This window comes from Bacillus sp. D386, from assembly GCF_006346415.1.
In genome coordinates this window covers 347427-364257 of sequence record NZ_VEMV01000004.1, presented here as the reverse complement: position 1 = coordinate 364257, position 16831 = coordinate 347427, and the positions used below count along the sequence as shown (strand labels likewise).

At 37.8% G+C, this 16831-nt stretch carries 16 protein-coding genes, 1 pseudogene and 1 riboswitch; of the genes and pseudogenes, 3 read left to right on the top strand and 14 right to left on the bottom strand.

Annotated elements, in window-relative coordinates:
• The first annotated feature begins 65 nt into the window (after positions 1-65).
• Together FHY45_RS13755 and FHY45_RS13750 are read left to right on the top strand one after the other, a co-directional pair.
• Positions 66-1004 (top strand): annotated as a pseudogene (locus FHY45_RS13755) (cation diffusion facilitator family transporter).
• Between the two features lie 161 nt (positions 1005-1165).
• Positions 1166-1486 (top strand): helix-turn-helix domain-containing protein, encoded by a 321-nt coding sequence (locus FHY45_RS13750; RefSeq protein ID WP_139892193.1) that lies wholly within the window; start codon positions 1166-1168, stop codon positions 1484-1486.
• A 132-nt stretch (positions 1487-1618) separates the two neighbouring features.
• On the opposite strand, the gene FHY45_RS13745 is transcribed toward FHY45_RS13750, so the two are convergent.
• Together FHY45_RS13745 and FHY45_RS13740 are read right to left on the bottom strand one after the other, a co-directional pair.
• Positions 1619-1744: an anti-repressor SinI family protein gene (locus FHY45_RS13745; protein ID WP_077248107.1), complete on the bottom strand. Its 126-nt coding sequence runs from the start codon at positions 1742-1744 to the stop codon at positions 1619-1621.
• Positions 1745-1780: 36 nt separating this feature from the next.
• A riboswitch (cyclic di-GMP riboswitch) is annotated at positions 1781-1865 on the bottom strand.
• A 626-nt stretch (positions 1866-2491) separates the two neighbouring features.
• Positions 2492-3646: an FtsW/RodA/SpoVE family cell cycle protein gene (locus tag FHY45_RS13740; protein WP_139892192.1), complete on the bottom strand. Its 1155-nt coding sequence runs from the start codon at positions 3644-3646 to the stop codon at positions 2492-2494.
• A 195-nt stretch (positions 3647-3841) separates the two neighbouring features.
• On the opposite strand from FHY45_RS13740, the gene FHY45_RS13735 reads away from it, so the two are divergent.
• A complete protein-coding gene (locus FHY45_RS13735) occupies positions 3842-4309 on the top strand; it encodes a hypothetical protein (protein WP_139892191.1) in 468 nt (155 codons plus the stop codon).
• A 239-nt stretch (positions 4310-4548) separates the two neighbouring features.
• Here FHY45_RS13735 and FHY45_RS13730 read toward each other — a convergent pair whose 3' ends face one another.
• The 12 genes from FHY45_RS13730 to prfB form a co-directional block, all read right to left on the bottom strand.
• The gene (locus FHY45_RS13730) at positions 4549-5724 is read right to left on the bottom strand and encodes a PDZ domain-containing protein (RefSeq protein WP_180349980.1); all 1176 of its coding nucleotides are present in this window, start codon (positions 5722-5724) and stop codon (positions 4549-4551) included.
• A 272-nt stretch (positions 5725-5996) separates the two neighbouring features.
• Positions 5997-7433, bottom strand: coding sequence for a S41 family peptidase (locus FHY45_RS13725; protein ID WP_139892189.1), 1437 nt, complete (start codon positions 7431-7433; stop codon positions 5997-5999).
• A 105-nt stretch (positions 7434-7538) separates the two neighbouring features.
• Complete coding sequence (locus tag FHY45_RS20990; protein WP_257469103.1) at positions 7539-7664, bottom strand: hypothetical protein; 126 nt, start codon at positions 7662-7664, stop codon at positions 7539-7541.
• 4 nt (positions 7665-7668) lie between these two features.
• Complete coding sequence (locus FHY45_RS13720; RefSeq protein WP_139892188.1) at positions 7669-8775, bottom strand: AimR family lysis-lysogeny pheromone receptor; 1107 nt, start codon at positions 8773-8775, stop codon at positions 7669-7671.
• Positions 8776-8988: 213 nt separating this feature from the next.
• Positions 8989-10239, bottom strand: coding sequence for a murein hydrolase activator EnvC family protein (locus tag FHY45_RS21145; RefSeq protein ID WP_306821555.1), 1251 nt, complete (start codon positions 10237-10239; stop codon positions 8989-8991).
• Positions 10240-10338: 99 nt separating this feature from the next.
• Positions 10339-11232, bottom strand: a complete 894-nt coding sequence (gene ftsX / locus FHY45_RS13710) for a permease-like cell division protein FtsX (RefSeq protein WP_066106086.1) — start codon at positions 11230-11232, stop codon at positions 10339-10341.
• Positions 11222-11908, bottom strand: coding sequence for a cell division ATP-binding protein FtsE (ftsE, locus tag FHY45_RS13705; RefSeq protein WP_066106856.1), 687 nt, complete (start codon positions 11906-11908; stop codon positions 11222-11224). Before ftsE ends, ftsX begins: the two co-directional genes overlap by 11 nt.
• A gap of 343 nt (positions 11909-12251) precedes the next feature.
• Positions 12252-12593, bottom strand: coding sequence for a c-type cytochrome (locus FHY45_RS13700; RefSeq protein WP_139892186.1), 342 nt, complete (start codon positions 12591-12593; stop codon positions 12252-12254).
• Positions 12594-12648: 55 nt separating this feature from the next.
• Positions 12649-13518, bottom strand: a complete 870-nt coding sequence (locus tag FHY45_RS13695) for a YitT family protein (protein WP_373925481.1) — start codon at positions 13516-13518, stop codon at positions 12649-12651.
• A 158-nt stretch (positions 13519-13676) separates the two neighbouring features.
• Positions 13677-14627 carry an ABC transporter permease gene (locus tag FHY45_RS13690; protein WP_139892184.1) on the bottom strand — a complete coding sequence of 317 codons (951 nt, stop codon included), beginning with the start codon at positions 14625-14627 and terminating at the stop codon, positions 13677-13679.
• A complete protein-coding gene (locus tag FHY45_RS13685) occupies positions 14624-15553 on the bottom strand; it encodes an ABC transporter ATP-binding protein (protein ID WP_139892183.1) in 930 nt (309 codons plus the stop codon). Before FHY45_RS13685 ends, FHY45_RS13690 begins: the two co-directional genes overlap by 4 nt.
• 153 nt (positions 15554-15706) lie before the next feature.
• A protein-coding gene (gene prfB, locus FHY45_RS13680; RefSeq protein WP_139063848.1) for a peptide chain release factor 2 occupies positions 15707-16808 on the bottom strand; the annotation gives its coding sequence in 2 pieces (ribosomal slippage) (positions 15707-16735 and positions 16737-16808; 1101 coding nt in all).
• Positions 16809-16831: the final 23 nt, after the last annotated feature.

Sequence of the window (16831 nt, the reverse complement as noted above, 5' to 3'; positions counted from 1 at the left end):
TAAATAGTCAACAGAAAACAGGCTTGTAAACATACCTATAAATCCTGAGATTGGAGGAGTTTACAATGAGTGGGCATCATCAACATGGGCATCATCATAGTCACGGAAGCGAAGGCCATCATCATCATCATCATAATGCAAATAAAAAAGCCCTTGCGATTAGCTTTAGTTTAATATTTGCCTTCATGATTATAGAAGTGATTGGCGGGATTTGGACCAACAGTCTTGCTCTTCTTTCCGATGCTGGCCATATGCTCAGCGACGCAGCTGCTTTGGGATTAAGCTTATTTGCCTTTAAACTTTCAGAAAAGGCTGCTGACTACTCCAAAACCTATGGCTATAAGCGCTTCGAAATATTAGCTGCATTTACAAACGGCATGACTTTAATCATTATTTCCTTTTTTATCTATTGGGAGGCAATTGAACGTTTTAGAGTGCCGCCAGAGGTTAGCTCCAATATGCTTTGGATTGCTCTAATTGGATTGATTGTCAATTTAGCGGTTGCATGGATCTTGATGAGAGGTGATACAGAGGAAAATCTGAATATGCGAGGAGCCTTCCTTCATGTATTAGGGCATTTACTTGGATCAGTCGGCGCAATCATTGCCGGAATCTTAATCATTCTGTTCGGCTGGAAGTTGGCAGATCCGATTGCCAGCATGATCGTAGCAACTCTTGTCTTAGTTAGCGGATGGCGTGTATTAAAGGACTCTTATCATATTCTAATGGAGGGTACTCCGACAGGCATCCAAATCGAGCAGGTAAGAAAAAAGTCTAATGAGTATAGAGGGTGTTCTGGATGTGCATGATTTACATATCTGGACGATCACATCCGGTTTCCCTGCACTTAGCTGCCATGTTGTCGTTGAGAAAAAGTGGACCGTGATGAAATTCTTATTCAATTACAGAATTGGTTAAAGAACAATCATCAGATTGAACATTGTACATTTCAAATCGAAGGATACACTATAGCAGAGAGCAATCAACATGAACCATGTAACTAATACTGAATGGCCATTAACCTATTAAGATTACAATTTCGCTACGTTTTCAAGTCAAATTCTAAAAGCAATTGAATGTGAAGGTTCTAACTATTATAATAATTTTATCAGTTCATGACCACGTTTACATAATTGTAATTTTTTATCCAGAAAGGGAATTTAAAATGATCGGTGATCGTGTTAAAAGAATTAGAAAAGAGAAAAAGATGTCTATGACGGAGCTAGCGGAGAAGGCGGGAGTAGCAAAGTCCTATTTAAGTTCACTCGAAAGAAATATACAGGTGAATCCCTCCGTTCAATTTCTTGAAAAGATAGCAGCTGTACTAAATATCCCGCTAGATGCTCTCTTACACGATGAACCAGACATGACCAATCTTGATGAGGACTGGGCAGAGTTAATAAAAGAAGCAATGAATTCGGGAGTATCCAAAGATCAGTTCAGAGAGTTTATTGAATTTAATAAATGGCGTATTAAGAAAGATTGAATAGAAAGGCCTTAAAATAAATACTAGAATTCCCAAAACACTTATATAGCTGTAAGTGTTTTTTCTTGTTTAAGAAAGCAAAATAAATACCCCGAACTTCAACTGAAACCGAGGCATTTCATATATTCACCCTCATTCCTGTGCGTTTTCTTCTCTCTCTATAAAGCCCCTAATCTCTTCTTTAGTAAATCCTATTTGTCGGGCGATCAATATAAGATTTACCCACTCTTGATCCAATTCAGCTTTAACGGTACACATCTACTATATCTCCCCCCTAAAATACTTTCCTCTATTTCAGGCAGTCCAGCCATCATAGTAATTAAACCTTAGACCTGTGACTTTGCGTCCTTATTTTTCAATAAGTTTGCCCTTTACTGTCAGTCTTCATTAGTATAATTGCTTACTCACTATTTTATTGCCACTGTTTGTAGTTTTCAAACATTTTTTGGGTATATTTTCCTTCATTTTTCTACAAATATAGGTAAAAAGGATGATATATGCCGTTTCTAAACTAGACTTATGTCGAAAACAAATGAAATTTGTCCTTTTCCATCTGATATTTTTCATAATAAATTTGTTTATTTTGCGAATACTCTAAGGCTCTTAACACCTGTTGTTTGGTTAAATCATTCCCACAGGAAGGACATAGCCATTCACCAATTTCACAGCTGCTATAAGAAGCTCGATGGCAGATATAACAATTTTTATGATACATAATATCCTCCTTAAATGTTCTTTTTAAAGAACAATAACGTCAAAAATATAGCATATAATGATGGTGATTAAGTCCTGAATACGGACTAATGGTCTAAATCCATATTAAATATAGAAACGTTCTTTTTTAAGAACATTTTACTACCTATTTATTTAACAGTCAAATAATTCCAGAACAAACTCTTATACTATTTATTCCTTTAAATAAATCTCTTTTGTATCAATCTATATGGCGCATCCAGATGTCTGATTACAAAAAAATCCTCTCACAACAGAGAGGATTGACAATTATTATTTAGAAAACATATAGGTCTTTGTCTTTGCAGATATATTTAACACAATACTTAAAGCGAGAAGAGTTCCCAATACTGAGCTCCCTCCATAGCTCAGCAATGGTAAAGGAATGCCAGTAATCGGAACAAGTCCCATGACCATTCCTATATTCTCAAAGATATGAAAGGAGAGCATGGAAACGATGCCTATGCAGATATACCGTTCATACTGTCCCTTATTTAATGTGGCAATTGCAATTATTTTATAAATCATAATGAAGTAAAGAGCAATGACCATACTGGCAACGATAAATCCTCCCTCTTCTCCAATTACGGTAAAAATAAAATCCGAGTGAGCTTCCGGAACATACATAACACCATTGTTAAAGCCTCTGCCTGAATCCATTCCTGATCCAATGGCAAGTATGGAATTTTTAAGCTGATAGCCTTCACTAAAATTAAATGGATCAACCCAGGCGTGTATCCGATTTATTTGATATTCTCCTAAAAAGCTTAGTAATAGTTTTGTATGATAAAGATAGATGTAAGCCAGCGTACCCACGGCAGAAATCCCTGTTAAAATCAAGGTGAAAATGATTCTCCAATTCACTCCGGACACAAAAATCATGCCTATTAAAATAGCTGCGATTACCATAGCCGTACCTGCATCGGGCTGCAAGAGAATCAATCCAAGAGGCGGAATTGCAGCCAATCCTAATTTCAGCAATAAGATGAAATCAGATTTAAGAGATTTATTTCTCATAAATTTATCATTATGGGAGACTATGATTTTTGCCAAAAAAAGAATGAGAAATACCTTCATAAACTCTGAAGGCTGCACAGAAAAACCAGGTAGTTGAAACCAGGATTTTGCCCCCTTCGTTTCCTCCGCAATACTTTCAGGAGCGACTAGAAGGAAAGCTAATACACCGAATCCGAAAAGATATAGATAGATAGACATTCTCTTAATCTGGCTCAAATCAAAATAATAAACAACCGATGTCAGGATTAGTCCTATACAAAAATAAATGGCCTGCTTTATTGCAAATGGATTTCCATAAGGTAAATACTTCTGTGCACTATAAATATAGAAACAGCTGATGCCCATAAAAACAAAGATAATCAACAATAAGTCCAGATCAAAATAACTCTTACGAACCTTGTTTAAATTCATTAAATGACCCCTATTGTTTTTCCATATTATAACATTTACTCGATATGTATTACAAATATTACAAAAACCAATACTACTATTACAAAAAGAATTTAGATTACATAAATGTAATTATGGCTGAAAACTGATACTCCCCTTCACCATTGAATAGCAAGAGTATTGATAGCGCAAAAAAGAATAGTTAAGAGGGCTAAAATGAACATTTATCAAACGATACTTTATAAAGTAGAAGATATGCTTATTAAATTGTTTACAAAAAAAGAAAAATACGCCGATGTTAAAGCCAGCATCGAACAAAAGAGAGCTGAAAAGGAACAAGCTCGCCTTCTAAAGCAACAGGAAAAAGAGCGGTTAAACAGGGAACGGGAAGAACAGGAAAGAAGAGAAATAGAAGCCATCATCGCTAATTTGCTGGAACATAACGGCCAAAATTACTCCCCTTATGAATATAACGAAATTAAAAGGAATAAAGTATTCTTTAGAACCCTTATTCAACGTGTTTTTGAACCTAATGAGAAGGCTTTGGCCTTCATTTACTGTGAATATGATAAAAGCAGTAAGAAGGAAATTTTCGGATACTTAATTCCTACCAATAAAAGAATATTTTTTGTTAATAAGAGGTTCAGTGTAATACAAAGATTCAGGTATCAGACAGACCGTTAGAAACGTCAACTGGTTCAAGGATGGACTATTAGAAAGAGGATTAAAAATCCAATATGGTAAGCGTAGATTGGAATTTGATGAAATATTTGATCAGGACCAGTTGATTAGAGTAGGGAATATTATTTTGAATAAGTCCAGGAATATTTGAATAGTATGATCACAAAAACTAAATAAAACAGTGGTCACAGATGTAAGCCTGTGACCACTGTTTTATTTCATTCATACTATTACTAAAGCTTCTACCTCTTCAGTTCACTATCAACTGTCAAAATACCTAATTCGTGATGGTCTCCCTCATATAAGGCATTTTGGACAAGCCTGATTTGCTCATTCGTATCATAGACTTCCAGCTTACAATGAGCACGATTGATTTGTAAGGCTTCATAAAGTTGCTCAGAGTTGTAAACCTGTTGTCCATTCACACGGGTCAAACGCTCCCCTGCTTTTAAACCCATTCGCTCTGCCGGCGATTCCGGAAGTACACCTAGGATCATCAAGCCTTTTTTTCCTGAAGTGAAGAAAGCATTCGATTGATTTTCATTATTTTTATACACAAACTGTATGACTTCCCTGCCAAGGATTGCAACAATGGCAGCTGCTAAACTGACAATCGGATACCACTTTCCAGCTACAGCCAGAGCTAATACAATGATGCCTAGGATAGCTACATGGTTTCCAAGCCTTCCAGCCACATTGCCCATCAAATTACTTTTCACTTTAAGGGAGAACCCAATAAAAAATGGCACCAGAATAGGACTCCAATCCGTTCCTCCAAATGAAAAGACAGGCCAAAAATCTCCGCTAACATTCAACATTCCATTAGGAATAAATAATAAGACCGGCACCAGCCAAACTCTTTTTGTTGTTTGCGTTCCAATATAGAGACCGCGCTTTCCTTTTTCAACTGAAGGAGAAACTTGAATAGCTCCTCTTTTCCGAATTAATACTCCCTCTGTAATAATCAATAAACCTATTAAAACAGCTATTGAAGGATAAATCGCCTGCTCAAATAGAAAATAGCTGTTATTCAGGATGCCCTCAAACCCTGTTACATATAAAATATAGATAACAAGAAAGGCCAATCCAACTGTATAGGCCGGGGAAAGAAATCTGATTTGCATGCTTACACTAATCAGTAACATGAAGATTCCTACGATTACAATGAAATCAAATGGTACAGCTAAGCCGAGTAGCCCAGTGATGACCGATAGAATGAGTCCCCATACTAAACTAGGAACAATATATTCTTTCATTTCAATCATAGAATCCTCTACACGGACATGAAACAGTTTTCTTTCCTGTTTGACCCTCATGGAGCCAAGTATATATGTAAGTATAAATCCCACATAGAAAAGCGGGTGTAAAAACAATTCGCCTATTCCTTTTGCAATTTCAATTATCCACGTTTCCCACAAATTAATCACCAACCTCGCATACACTTACTTAATATTCTATCAAATCCCCCCCTCCTTTCCTATCAATTCTTTTCAGATAGTCACTATACTACAAAACTCACCAAGAACTTCTAAGATGTCCTCCCTGCAAAGAAACAAAAGGATCGGTAACGAATTACAATAATAATGGATGAATCAGCATACAAAAAAATGAAGGCTCATAGCCTTCACTTTTTTGATATTCACCTTTAAGAAAACAAGGCACTTTATATTCTCATACCATGACCCGAATGCTATTGCTGGGCCAACCAACTTAAACCAGTTTGCAGCTGACGGTCATTTTTTTCATCCTTAATCTTATCCACTACGGCCTGCTGGAGCTTAGCTGCGACATCCTGATCAACACTCCCTGTAACCGGCAATTTATGCATCCGCTGAAAGGCTAGGACAGCCTTCTCTGTCTTACTGCTAAAATAACCATCTGTACGCCCTGGTGCATATCCCAATCCCTCTAACATCTGCTGCAGTGTCTTCACCTGTTTATTATTCATATCCTTCCGCAGGTCTCCCGTAACAACAAGGGGCTGTAAGGTATAGTAGCTATCCTGATGAACGGACATCGTCGGAGCAATACCCTTTTTATGAATCCACGTACCATTTGGTGTCAGCCATTTATAGAAGGTTAACTTAATGGTACTACCATCCCCCATTGAAACAGGCTGCTGAACAGTCCCTTTTCCAAATGTTTTCTCGCCAATCAATGGATAACCTTCCGCTTCCTGCATGGCACCGGCAAATATTTCTGAAGCTGATGCGCTTCCCTTATTAATAAGCACAGCAATCGGGTACTCCTTCTCACTTTTTAAAGTAGAGAAAAATTTATTCTTTTTGCCATTTCGCTCTTGAATTTGAATATAAGGATGTTCATTCGTTACAAATACCTCCAGGATTTCCTGAACACTTGTTAACAGTCCTCCAGGATTTCCCCTTACATCAATCAAAAGTCCATCCACCTTATCCTCTTCCAGACCTTTTAGATCTTCCAGAAAATCCTCTGCAGTTTCTTCACTGAATGAGGTGATTTGGATATAACCAATTTTTTTATCCCTTACTTTCTTTATAGCCGTGTGGATTGTTTCAATCGGAATCTCATCACGCTCCACTAAAAACGTGATTGGCTGATCATTGCCGTTTCTTTTAATGTCTATCGTCACTTTAGTTCCAATCTTCCCACGTATCAGGGAAACCACATCATATAGTTCCAATCCCTTAACATCCTTACTATCAATACGGATAATTTCATCACCAGGTTTTATACCGGATCGTTCGGCCGGGGAATTTTTAAATGGTGACACAATGATAAACTTCCCGTCCATAAAACTTATCTCAGCTCCAATTCCCTGAAACCTGGAATCCAATGTTTGTTGAAACTGTGACGAAGTCTCTTCATCCATATATACCGAATATGGATCTTTGAGCTCCCCAAGCATCCCTTTAATAGCTCCCTCAGTCAGCTGCGCTCCATCTATACGCTCTACGTAATTAGACGTAATAATATCATATGCCTGTCGTACTTTATCAAACTGGGGCCAGGAATCAGCCTGATTCTCTTTTTGATTCTTCGATTCAAGCGTATTCTCCAATGTCACATACTTCCACCACAAGCCAGCGATTGTAACAACTAATAGAAAGATGGCTACAGAAAATAACCAGTACCATTTATTTTTCATAGATCGCTCCTTTCATAGTTCTATCAATTAAAAAAGCACTGCACGTATAAATGTGCAATGCTTAGTCCTACTATATACTGTATGAAAGGCTTGTACATAGTATGATTATTTATCTAATTTTTGACTGGCACCCGGAGCAATCGGTCCTGGATCTTTAGCAAATACTGCAGCACTTCCAAAAGCGCAAGTCAGTATGCATAACGTGATGACAAACCCAGCTATTCGCTTCATAAACCTATTCACCTCCCAATCTTGCTTTGTATCTATGTACATTCTCGGAGTTCAATAGTTGAAGATAAAAAAAGTTTGAGTTTGATGTAAAAACATCTCTGGCAACTTGCATTAATTTTTCATTATCAGTTGCGATGCTATAAAAAAACAGCTGATACGAAGTTAAATACCCATTCTCTTTTTTCAGATTATCTAATATATGCAAAGCCTCTTCTGTTCGTCCTGTTACAAGATAGCGATGGGCTTTTTCTGCTTCATCCTTTGGTATTGAGTCAGTATCGACTCCCCAAAAAGAGTTCAAAAACTCCATAGTATTTATTAAAAAACTCATCCTTTTGGATTGTATATCGGCTGGCAGGGAACTTAAAGTAGCCATTGATTTATTTAGCCAGTATTTTGCCACCTGATAATTTTCAAACATAAAGGATTGACCCAATGTGTGATAGAAAACGGAATAGATAACAGGAAAATATACTTCCAATTCGCGTCTTTCAATCACTTTCATGCATTTTTCTCTGCAGAGATCAATTTTATTCATATACAGGTAGGTGAGAACTTCCATCTCAGCCAAACGGATTGAATATGATTCACGCAGGAAATCATTATCCATTAATTCAACCATTGGTACGATAACACGCCTGACCTTATGAAAAGGTTCATATAGGCCTGTTTCGCTGATTCCATATAGATGAATAATTAATGAAAGAATAAGCGTTTCATTACTCGTATTCTTCACCTTAAAAATGGCATCAATTAAATCCGTACCAGTTAAAAGACCATCTCTTCGCTTACTTAGGATGGAATAGATTGAGAGCCATGTCCTCATCTCCGGACTGTCGAATTCTCTCTCAGTTTGAAGGAGGGATTCTACTTCTTTCGTATCCCCCTGCATCGTAAAGTATTCCATTAAAATGTGAGGTTTTATAGCATCTCTGCAATTGATATAATATTCCTTCAGAAAATATTTCTGTTTTTCATAGTTATTAGGAAATAAATCATTCAGCGAAAATATAATACTATGTAAATCGATTTGTGTAGGATCATAGAGTTCTTTTTGTTTACTGATAAAATCAGTAAACTGTTGATCGTCCTTGATCAGATAATCCTTCAAAATAACACCCTCCATGCCACACCTCACTATTTGTAAAATTCTATACCATAATACAAATTTTAGCAGGCGTTGTCTAAATAGTACACTTTATTTATCCACCAAAATAGTAGGTAAACCGACATATTTCGGGTTTCTTTGCTAGCATATTCACATTTACCCCATGAATAAAAAAACGCAGTTCAATATAGAACTGCGTTACGTGCATCTTTCAACTTACATACCACTTAAATATTTCAATGGATCTACAGCATTCTTTTTAGAAGCAGTCCATTCACCTACGTATAATTCAAAATGTAAATGCTGTCCAAATGAGCGACCCGTATTTCCCATGATTCCGATTTGTTGGCCCTTACTTACTGTTTGACCCTCAGAAACATTTCTTGATCTCAAATGGGCATAGACTGTTGTATAAACTTGTCCATCTATATAGTGCGACAGGTAGATAACATTCCCATAGGAACTTGAAAAATTTGACCTTGTTACGACACCGGCTGCCGAAGCTACGACTGGAACTGTACCTGACTTGGCAATATCAATCCCATTATGGTTTCTTCCCCATCTTCCGCCAAATCCTGAGGATACATATCCTGCTGCAGGGCGCATAAATTTACCGGACGTAATGGCCGGCGCAGATACTGTATTACCATTTCCCCCGCCTGTGCTTGCAGAAACCTTTTTAGCTTCTTCTGCCTGACGGTCCTTTTCTTGTTGAATGGCTTTTTTCACAGCTTCTGCTTGACTCGCCAATAATTGCTTTTCCTCCTCCAGGCTTAGTTTTTCTTCTTCAAGTTCAGCCTGTTCGGATTTTAGAATAGCCATTAATTTATTTTTTTCGACCTTCTGGCCATCAAGCTTTTCATTTATAGTTACCAGCTCTTGTTTCATTGCATTTAATTTATTGAGCTTATCTTCAACTTCTTCTTTTTTTGCAACCAAGTCAGCTTTATCATTTTCTTGTTCCGTTAAGATATCCTTATCCGCTTGCATAATAGTGGATACAGCACCTACACGTTCAACAAATTCACCAAAACTGCTGGCTCCAAAAACAACCTCTAAATAATTCACTCCTCCACCATTTTGCTGGTAGGAGCGAGCCCGTTCTTTTAAAATCTCATTGCGAGTTTCAATTCTGTCCTCAATTTCTTTAATGCTTTCTTTTAAACTTGTAACTTTCTCTTGTGTTGAAGTAATTTGGCTATTTTTCTCTTTAATTTTCTCTTGTGTTTCAGTTATTGATTTTTGTAATTTATTAAGTTCTGCTTTTACTTCAGCTTTTTGAGATTCAATCTGATTGATTTTACCGTTTGCTTCTGAGATATCTGTTTCAACAGCTGATTTCTTTTCTTGGATGTTATTCTTCTTTTGTTGTAAAGAATCAATGGATGCTGCTTGAACACTGCCTCCAAAGAGGCCAGCAAAACCCAGCACTAGCGCTGTGTTTAATGCAACAATAGTCTTCTTCACGTGACTTTCCCCTTTCATACTAGGTAACACAATCTGTCTATTCTATGTAGGCCCCTTTGTTACAAGGGGCACAATTGATAATGTTTGAAATTTAGATGGTTATATTTTCAAAAACTTACGAACCGACATTAAACTTCCCCAAATACCAATCAAAGCTCCAAACAGGACAATCAATAGGGAGACCTGAATGATAAATGGATTGTATGGAAGTAGGCTCATGTAATCAATGGTTAAACCTAATGCAAAATTATCGTAAAGGAACTTATACCCTACAGCAATAATCGCTATTGGAATAATAGATCCCATGATGCCGAGCCATAATCCTTCAAGGAAAAACGGCCAACGGATAAATCCATTTGTGGCACCTACTAATCTCATAATTTCAATTTCACGTCTTCTTGCGAAGATGGTAATTTTAATCGTATTGGATATCAAGAACATCGCCGTAAATAACAAGGCTGCGATTAAAACAATCCCTACATTCCGTGATGTATCGACTATTTTAAACATTTTTTCAACGAAGCCTTGTCCGTATTTGACAGTTTCAACATAATCCATTTTTCCTGCTTCTTCCGCAACCTTTGCGACATCGTCAGGGCGATATGTTTTGATGATATATACATCGTTCAGAGGATTGTCCTGCTCAAAGAGTTCAAAGGCACTTCCCTGATCACCCATATTTTCAATCAGGTTGTTTAATTCATCTTCTTTCGGGGAAAAAGTAATAGAATCTACTTCCCCTAATTTTTCTAGATTACTCTCAAGTTGAATCCTTTGTTCTTCAGTAGCAGTGCGATCCACATGGACACGTACTTCAACATCACTCTCAATGCTGCTGGCAAAGTTATTTAAGTTCATCATAATAACAACAAATACACCAACTAAAGATAGTGTAACTGTTACGGCGCTGACAGAAGCAAATGTCATCCAGCCGTTTCTGCCAATATTTTTGAAGCTTTCTTTTATATGTCGGAGGAAGGTTCTAAAGTTCATAGCCATATTCCCCCTTCTGTTCATCACGCACGATGTATCCATTCTCTATCGCAATAACTCTATGTTGTAGTGTATTAACAATCTCTTTATTATGCGTTGCCATCACAACTGTTGTACCGAGACTATTGATTTCTTCGAAAATCTTCATGATTTCCCATGATGTTTCTGGATCCAGGTTACCAGTCGGCTCATCTGCAATTACCAGCTTAGGCGAGCGAACGATGGATCGGGCAATCGCTACCCTTTGTTGTTCTCCCCCGGACAATTCAGTTGGAATCATACGAACCTTATGCTTTAAACCAACTAAATCAAGCACGTCCATAACCTTTTGCTTAATGACCTGTGGTCTTTCCTCTGTTACTTCCAGAGCAAAGGCTACATTTTCATAGACTGTAAGATTATTCAACAGTTTATAATCCTGGAAAATTACCCCGATATCTCTTCTTAAAAGAGGCACCTTCGAGTTTTTGATATTGGCAATATTCCTGCCATTGATCATGATCGTACCACTTGTCGGTTTTTCTTCGCGGTACATCATCTTAATAAATGTAGACTTCCCTGCGCCACTTGGTCCAACAACGTAAACAAATTCTCCTGATTTGATTTTTACATTTAGGCCCTTGACTGCTGAAACGCCATTAGGATATGTCTTTTGAACATTAATCATTTCTATCATGTCGTTTTCACCTTTTTCTACCTTCATGTTGTGTATAGTACCTCTATGCTTTATCGACAGGTGTCGTTATTTCTTGTTTTATGATGGAAAAATCCATCTTTTGTCACGATTTTATTATAACATCATAAAATGTCAGAAAAACCACGTTTATATTACATTTATATTTCAACTCTATTACCTTTTTTGTCAGATACCGTAAATATAGTATTAACTATGCCTGTGGTTCATTGTACTCAAGTTGCAATCTTAGAGAAGAGGTCATTTAACCTATTCAATTAATTAAAGGACAAACAGAAACCGGTAAGATAATCTCCTCCGGTTTGGTAAATTCTATTAAAATACTTCACTGCTTATTGCTAAGCCATTCAGCCACTTTTTTAGCATCATCCTCTGCAATCAAATCGCCTGGCATGGCAGGTGCCCCATCATTAATGATTGCTTCAATTTCTTGCACGGATAATTTTTCACCTACAGAAACCAACCCAGGACCAATTCGGCCTTCAAGTGTGTCTCCATGGCAATTTGAACATTTTTGTTCATAAATCCTTGCCGCTTCACTTCCATCATTAGCAATCGAAATGGGAGTGGATGAGGCTGTTTCGTTTTTCTCAGTACCCGAATGAGTTGTACAACCAACAAGGGCAATGATAACAACTGCTATGCCAAAATGCAAATAGTTCTTCAAGGAAGTACCCTCCCAATATTAGGAAAACATTTGTATACCCTTATTTTAGCTGTATCTAGGATTTTTTAAAACCCTCTCCAAGTACCTCAGCAGCATCCATAACGACGACAAATGCCTGGTCATCAATACGTTGAACTACTTGTTTCAGTTTTGTGAAATCAGTTTGATCAATTACACACATTAATACCGGACGTTCACTCTCTGTATAACCGCCATGGGCAGATATTCTTGTAACCCCGCGATCCACTTCTTCCAAAATAGCTCTTCTTACTTCTGTTTCATGATTGGTAATGATCATAACCGTTTTAGAGCGATTAATGCCGACTTGGACTAAATCAATGGTTTTGCTCGTTACATATAATCCAATCAATGCATAAAGACCTTGCTCGATATCAAATACAAGACAAGCAGCCAGTACGATTAAGCCATCAATGGCGGCAACACAGGTTCCTAAAGAAAGCCCGGTATATTTATTAACAATTTGCGCCGCTAAATCAGTACCGCCAGTTGAAGCTTTTCCAAGGAATACTATTCCAAGTCCCAAACCAACACCAATCCCACCAAATAAAGCTCCCAATAAAGGATCCTGAGTCCATGGAGACCAGTTACTCGTCAGGAAAACAACGAATGGGAAAAAGATCGTTCCTACAGCCGTTTTAATTCCAAAATGCGTACCGAGCAGTATAACCCCAGCTATAAAAAGCGGAATATTAAAGGCCCATTGCACAAAGGCCGGCTCCCATCCGAATACATTATACGTAATCGTACTGATTCCGCTGACCCCACCGGATGCAACTTTTGTCGGCAATAAAAACATATTAAAGGAGATGGCCACAATGGCAGAGCCGATCAGAACATATAAATAATCCTTAATTAGATTGAAGTAAGGATGTGATTCCTTCTGTGCGTTTCTTTTTTTCTTCACAATTGCAAAAGCCTCCGTCTAAACATTTAATAAAGTATATTCATTCTATACGATAATTCACTATGAAACAATGAAAGGCAACAAAAGATGAAAAAGTCAGACAATAATCGCGCCAAATGGCAAAGAAAAAGGCACCCCGTAAAGGGCACCTATTATAATTAAATCGAAATATCTTTCTTATTGAAAACAATAAAGGTTATCGCGATAAACAGTACATAGTAAGCAGCCAACACACCGAGTGAGAGACCAACCGTCGCACCCTCAAACATAGGCGCACTTTCCATAATATATCTTCTCAAATCTATGTGAGGGAACAAAACAAATTTTAACCATTCATATCGTTCAACAAGGGAGGTGATTAACATATTTAAGGTTGAAGAAGCAAACAAGATGAAAACAGATATACCGACTGCGATTGCCTGGCTTTTAAACAAAGTGCTCAACATAAAAGCCATCGTTATAATGATGAGGAAGCCTGGAACCCAAAATAGCATAAGCTCAAAAAAGTATGGGCCTGCTTCTAATGTTATGACTTCCTCAAAACTTGTAGGGTCGATCATCTTATCTGTGAATGATGCTGAACCAAAGAAAATTAACCCGACAAGGTATCCTGCAACACTTAATACAACCACCATTGTAGCTGCATATAATAAAGTTGTTATATATTTCGAGAGAAGAACTTTCCAGCGCCGATGCGGACGAATTAATAATTGCTTAATTGTTCCATCAGAGAACTCCGCGGACACTGAGGCGCTGCAGATAATAACAGCAAATAAGGTCACAAAAGATGCGATTGACGTAACCCAATTGACCATAAAGGTCCAACTTGTTTCTTGGTTAGGATTGATACCAGTATCCAATAATTTCTGACTTCGGGCAATATCTTCTTGAATCCACTCTTTTTCTTCCTCAGACGTCTTCGGATCATCCAAAACAGCTTGCTGGGACTGTATGTTATTCTCTTCCTTCACTTTCCAATCATCTGCATTATTCATGGTCTTTACTAGAATAGCACTCCCTACTAGAGCAACTAGCAAAAAGCCGATAAATATATACGAAGACATTTTAGAGAAAATTTTCATCCATTCATTTTTAATCAATGAAATCATACTCGCACCTCCTCTTGCTCTGTAATCTCGAAGAATCGATCTTCAAGCGTTTTCTTCACAACATTAATTTCATAAACATCTACTTCTGCTTCATTTAACTGTCGATTTACTTTGGCAATATCTTCGCGTGTTGCCTGGAGGGTAATCATCTTTTTATCCTGCTTTACAATATTCAGACTTGAAAATTGCTCTTTAATTACATTGACTGCTGCCAATACATTATTGATGGAGAAAACCACTTCTCTTAGGTCTTCCTCTTTTTCTTCTATAATATTATTTTCTATATGTATGAGCTTTCCTTTCTCAATAACGGCAAAACGATCACACATTAATTGCATCTCGGATAATAAATGAGAGGAAATTAGCACACCTATTCCCTCATTGGCTAATTGACGTAAATAATCACGGAATTCTCGTATTCCTTGTGGGTCCAATCCGTTTGTTGGTTCATCGAGGATTAATAACTGAGGACGATGCAGCACAGCCTGCGCAACCCCAAGACGCTGTCGCATTCCCAGCGAATAGGTCTTTACCTTTTTATCCATCGCATGGTCTAGCTTTACCAAGCGAGCAACTTCATCAATCCGCTCTGTTTTAATCTTTTCTTTAGCCATACGGGCATAATGGATCATATTCTTCCGGCCGGTCATATATTTGTAAAACTCCGGGTTCTCTACAATTGCCCCTAAATCATGCATAGCCCCTTCAAAATCCCTATCCAGATCATGCCCATTAATAAGAACCTGGCCGTTCGTACGATTAATTAGACTGGCAATCATTCTGATAATCGTTGTCTTACCAGCACCATTCGGACCAAGCAGTCCGAAAATTTCACCCTTTTTAACGCTGAAACTAACATCATTGACAATAACAGTGCTGCCAATCTTTTTCGTTAATGACTTCACTTCAAGAGCCGTATCATTCATGCCATCACTTCCTTTCAAAAATTACACCTATTAATAATACCGTATAAAACGGATAAAAGTTACAGAAATTACAAAATAATTAAAAAATTCATTAAAAAATTAAATTAAAAAAGACCAGCTAAATTAGCTGATCCTTTAAAAGTTCTATATGAATTAGGATAATTTTGAACGTAAATAAGCATCGATGAACATATCTAAATCTCCATCCATGACAGCCTGAATATTCCCAGTTTCGGCATTTGTACGATGGTCCTTAACCATGGAATATGGATGGAATACATAGGAACGGATTTGACTTCCCCAGCCAATTTCCTTTTGTTCTCCACGAATTTCTGCCAATTCAGCTTCTTGTTGCTCGATTTCCAGTTGATAAAGCTTGGATTTCAGCATTTTCATAGCTGTTTCACGGTTCTTGATTTGGGAGCGCTCAGTTTGGCAGCTGACCACTGTATTCGTTGGTAAATGAGTGATCCGAACGGCAGAATCTGTTGTATTGATATGCTGACCACCGGCACCGCTCGCACGATACGTATCAATTTTCAAATCCTCTGTACGAATTTCGATATTAATCTCATCATTGAATTCAGGCATTACCTCACAGGAAACGAAAGAGGTATGACGACGTCCTGAGGAGTCAAACGGCGAGATACGTACTAGGCGGTGTACGCCTTTTTCTGCCTTCAAATAGCCATACGCATTGTGGCCTCGAATGCCTAGCGTTACGCTTTTAACTCCAGCTTCATCACCAGGGAGATAATCAAGTGTTTCTACCTTGAAGCCTTTCTTTTCAGCCCATCTTGTATACATACGCAGCAGTAAGGATGCCCAATCCTGAGATTCCGTTCCGCCTGCACCTGGATGAAGCTCTAAAATGGCATTATTCTTGTCATATTCTTCACTCAATAACAGCTGAAGCTCAAACGCATTCAATCTCTCGGATAGTTCCATAAGCTCGCTCTCCAGTTCTTCCTGGAGATCTACATCTGGCTCTTCCTTAATTAATTCAAAGGTCAAATCCAAATTCTCGTATGACTCATTTAATGCATTAAATTCGCCCACTTGATCCTTCAAGCCATTTGCCTCGTTAATAATTCCCTGCGCTTTCGCTTGGTCATTCCAAAATGATGGTTCGGACATGATCTCGTCCAATTCCATAATACGGGCTTCTTTTTCTTCTAAGTCAAAGAGACCCCCTAAAGTCCGCCAAACGTGTGGCTGTTTTTTCTAACTCGTTACGAATTTCTGCTATTTCCATTTACGTTCACCTCATCTATTTTT

What these genes read in the sequence shown, in the direction of transcription:
- FHY45_RS13750 (WP_139892193.1), top strand. Translation starts at nt 1,166, where the DNA reads ATGATCGGTGATCGTGTTAAAAGAATTAGAAAAGAGAAAAAGATGTCT.
- FHY45_RS13745 (WP_077248107.1), bottom strand. Translation starts at nt 1,744, where the DNA reads ATGTGTACCGTTAAAGCTGAATTGGATCAAGAGTGGGTAAATCTTATA.
- FHY45_RS13740 (WP_139892192.1), bottom strand. Translation starts at nt 3,646, where the DNA reads ATGAATTTAAACAAGGTTCGTAAGAGTTATTTTGATCTGGACTTATTG.
- FHY45_RS13735 (WP_139892191.1), top strand. Translation starts at nt 3,842, where the DNA reads ATGAACATTTATCAAACGATACTTTATAAAGTAGAAGATATGCTTATT.
- FHY45_RS13725 (WP_139892189.1), bottom strand. Translation starts at nt 7,433, where the DNA reads ATGAAAAATAAATGGTACTGGTTATTTTCTGTAGCCATCTTTCTATTA.
- FHY45_RS20990 (WP_257469103.1), bottom strand. Translation starts at nt 7,664, where the DNA reads ATGAAGCGAATAGCTGGGTTTGTCATCACGTTATGCATACTGACTTGC.
- ftsX (WP_066106086.1), bottom strand. Translation starts at nt 11,232, where the DNA reads ATGAACTTTAGAACCTTCCTCCGACATATAAAAGAAAGCTTCAAAAAT.
- ftsE (WP_066106856.1), bottom strand. Translation starts at nt 11,908, where the DNA reads ATGATAGAAATGATTAATGTTCAAAAGACATATCCTAATGGCGTTTCA.
- FHY45_RS13690 (WP_139892184.1), bottom strand. Translation starts at nt 14,627, where the DNA reads ATGATTTCATTGATTAAAAATGAATGGATGAAAATTTTCTCTAAAATG.
- FHY45_RS13685 (WP_139892183.1), bottom strand. Translation starts at nt 15,553, where the DNA reads ATGAATGATACGGCTCTTGAAGTGAAGTCATTAACGAAAAAGATTGGC.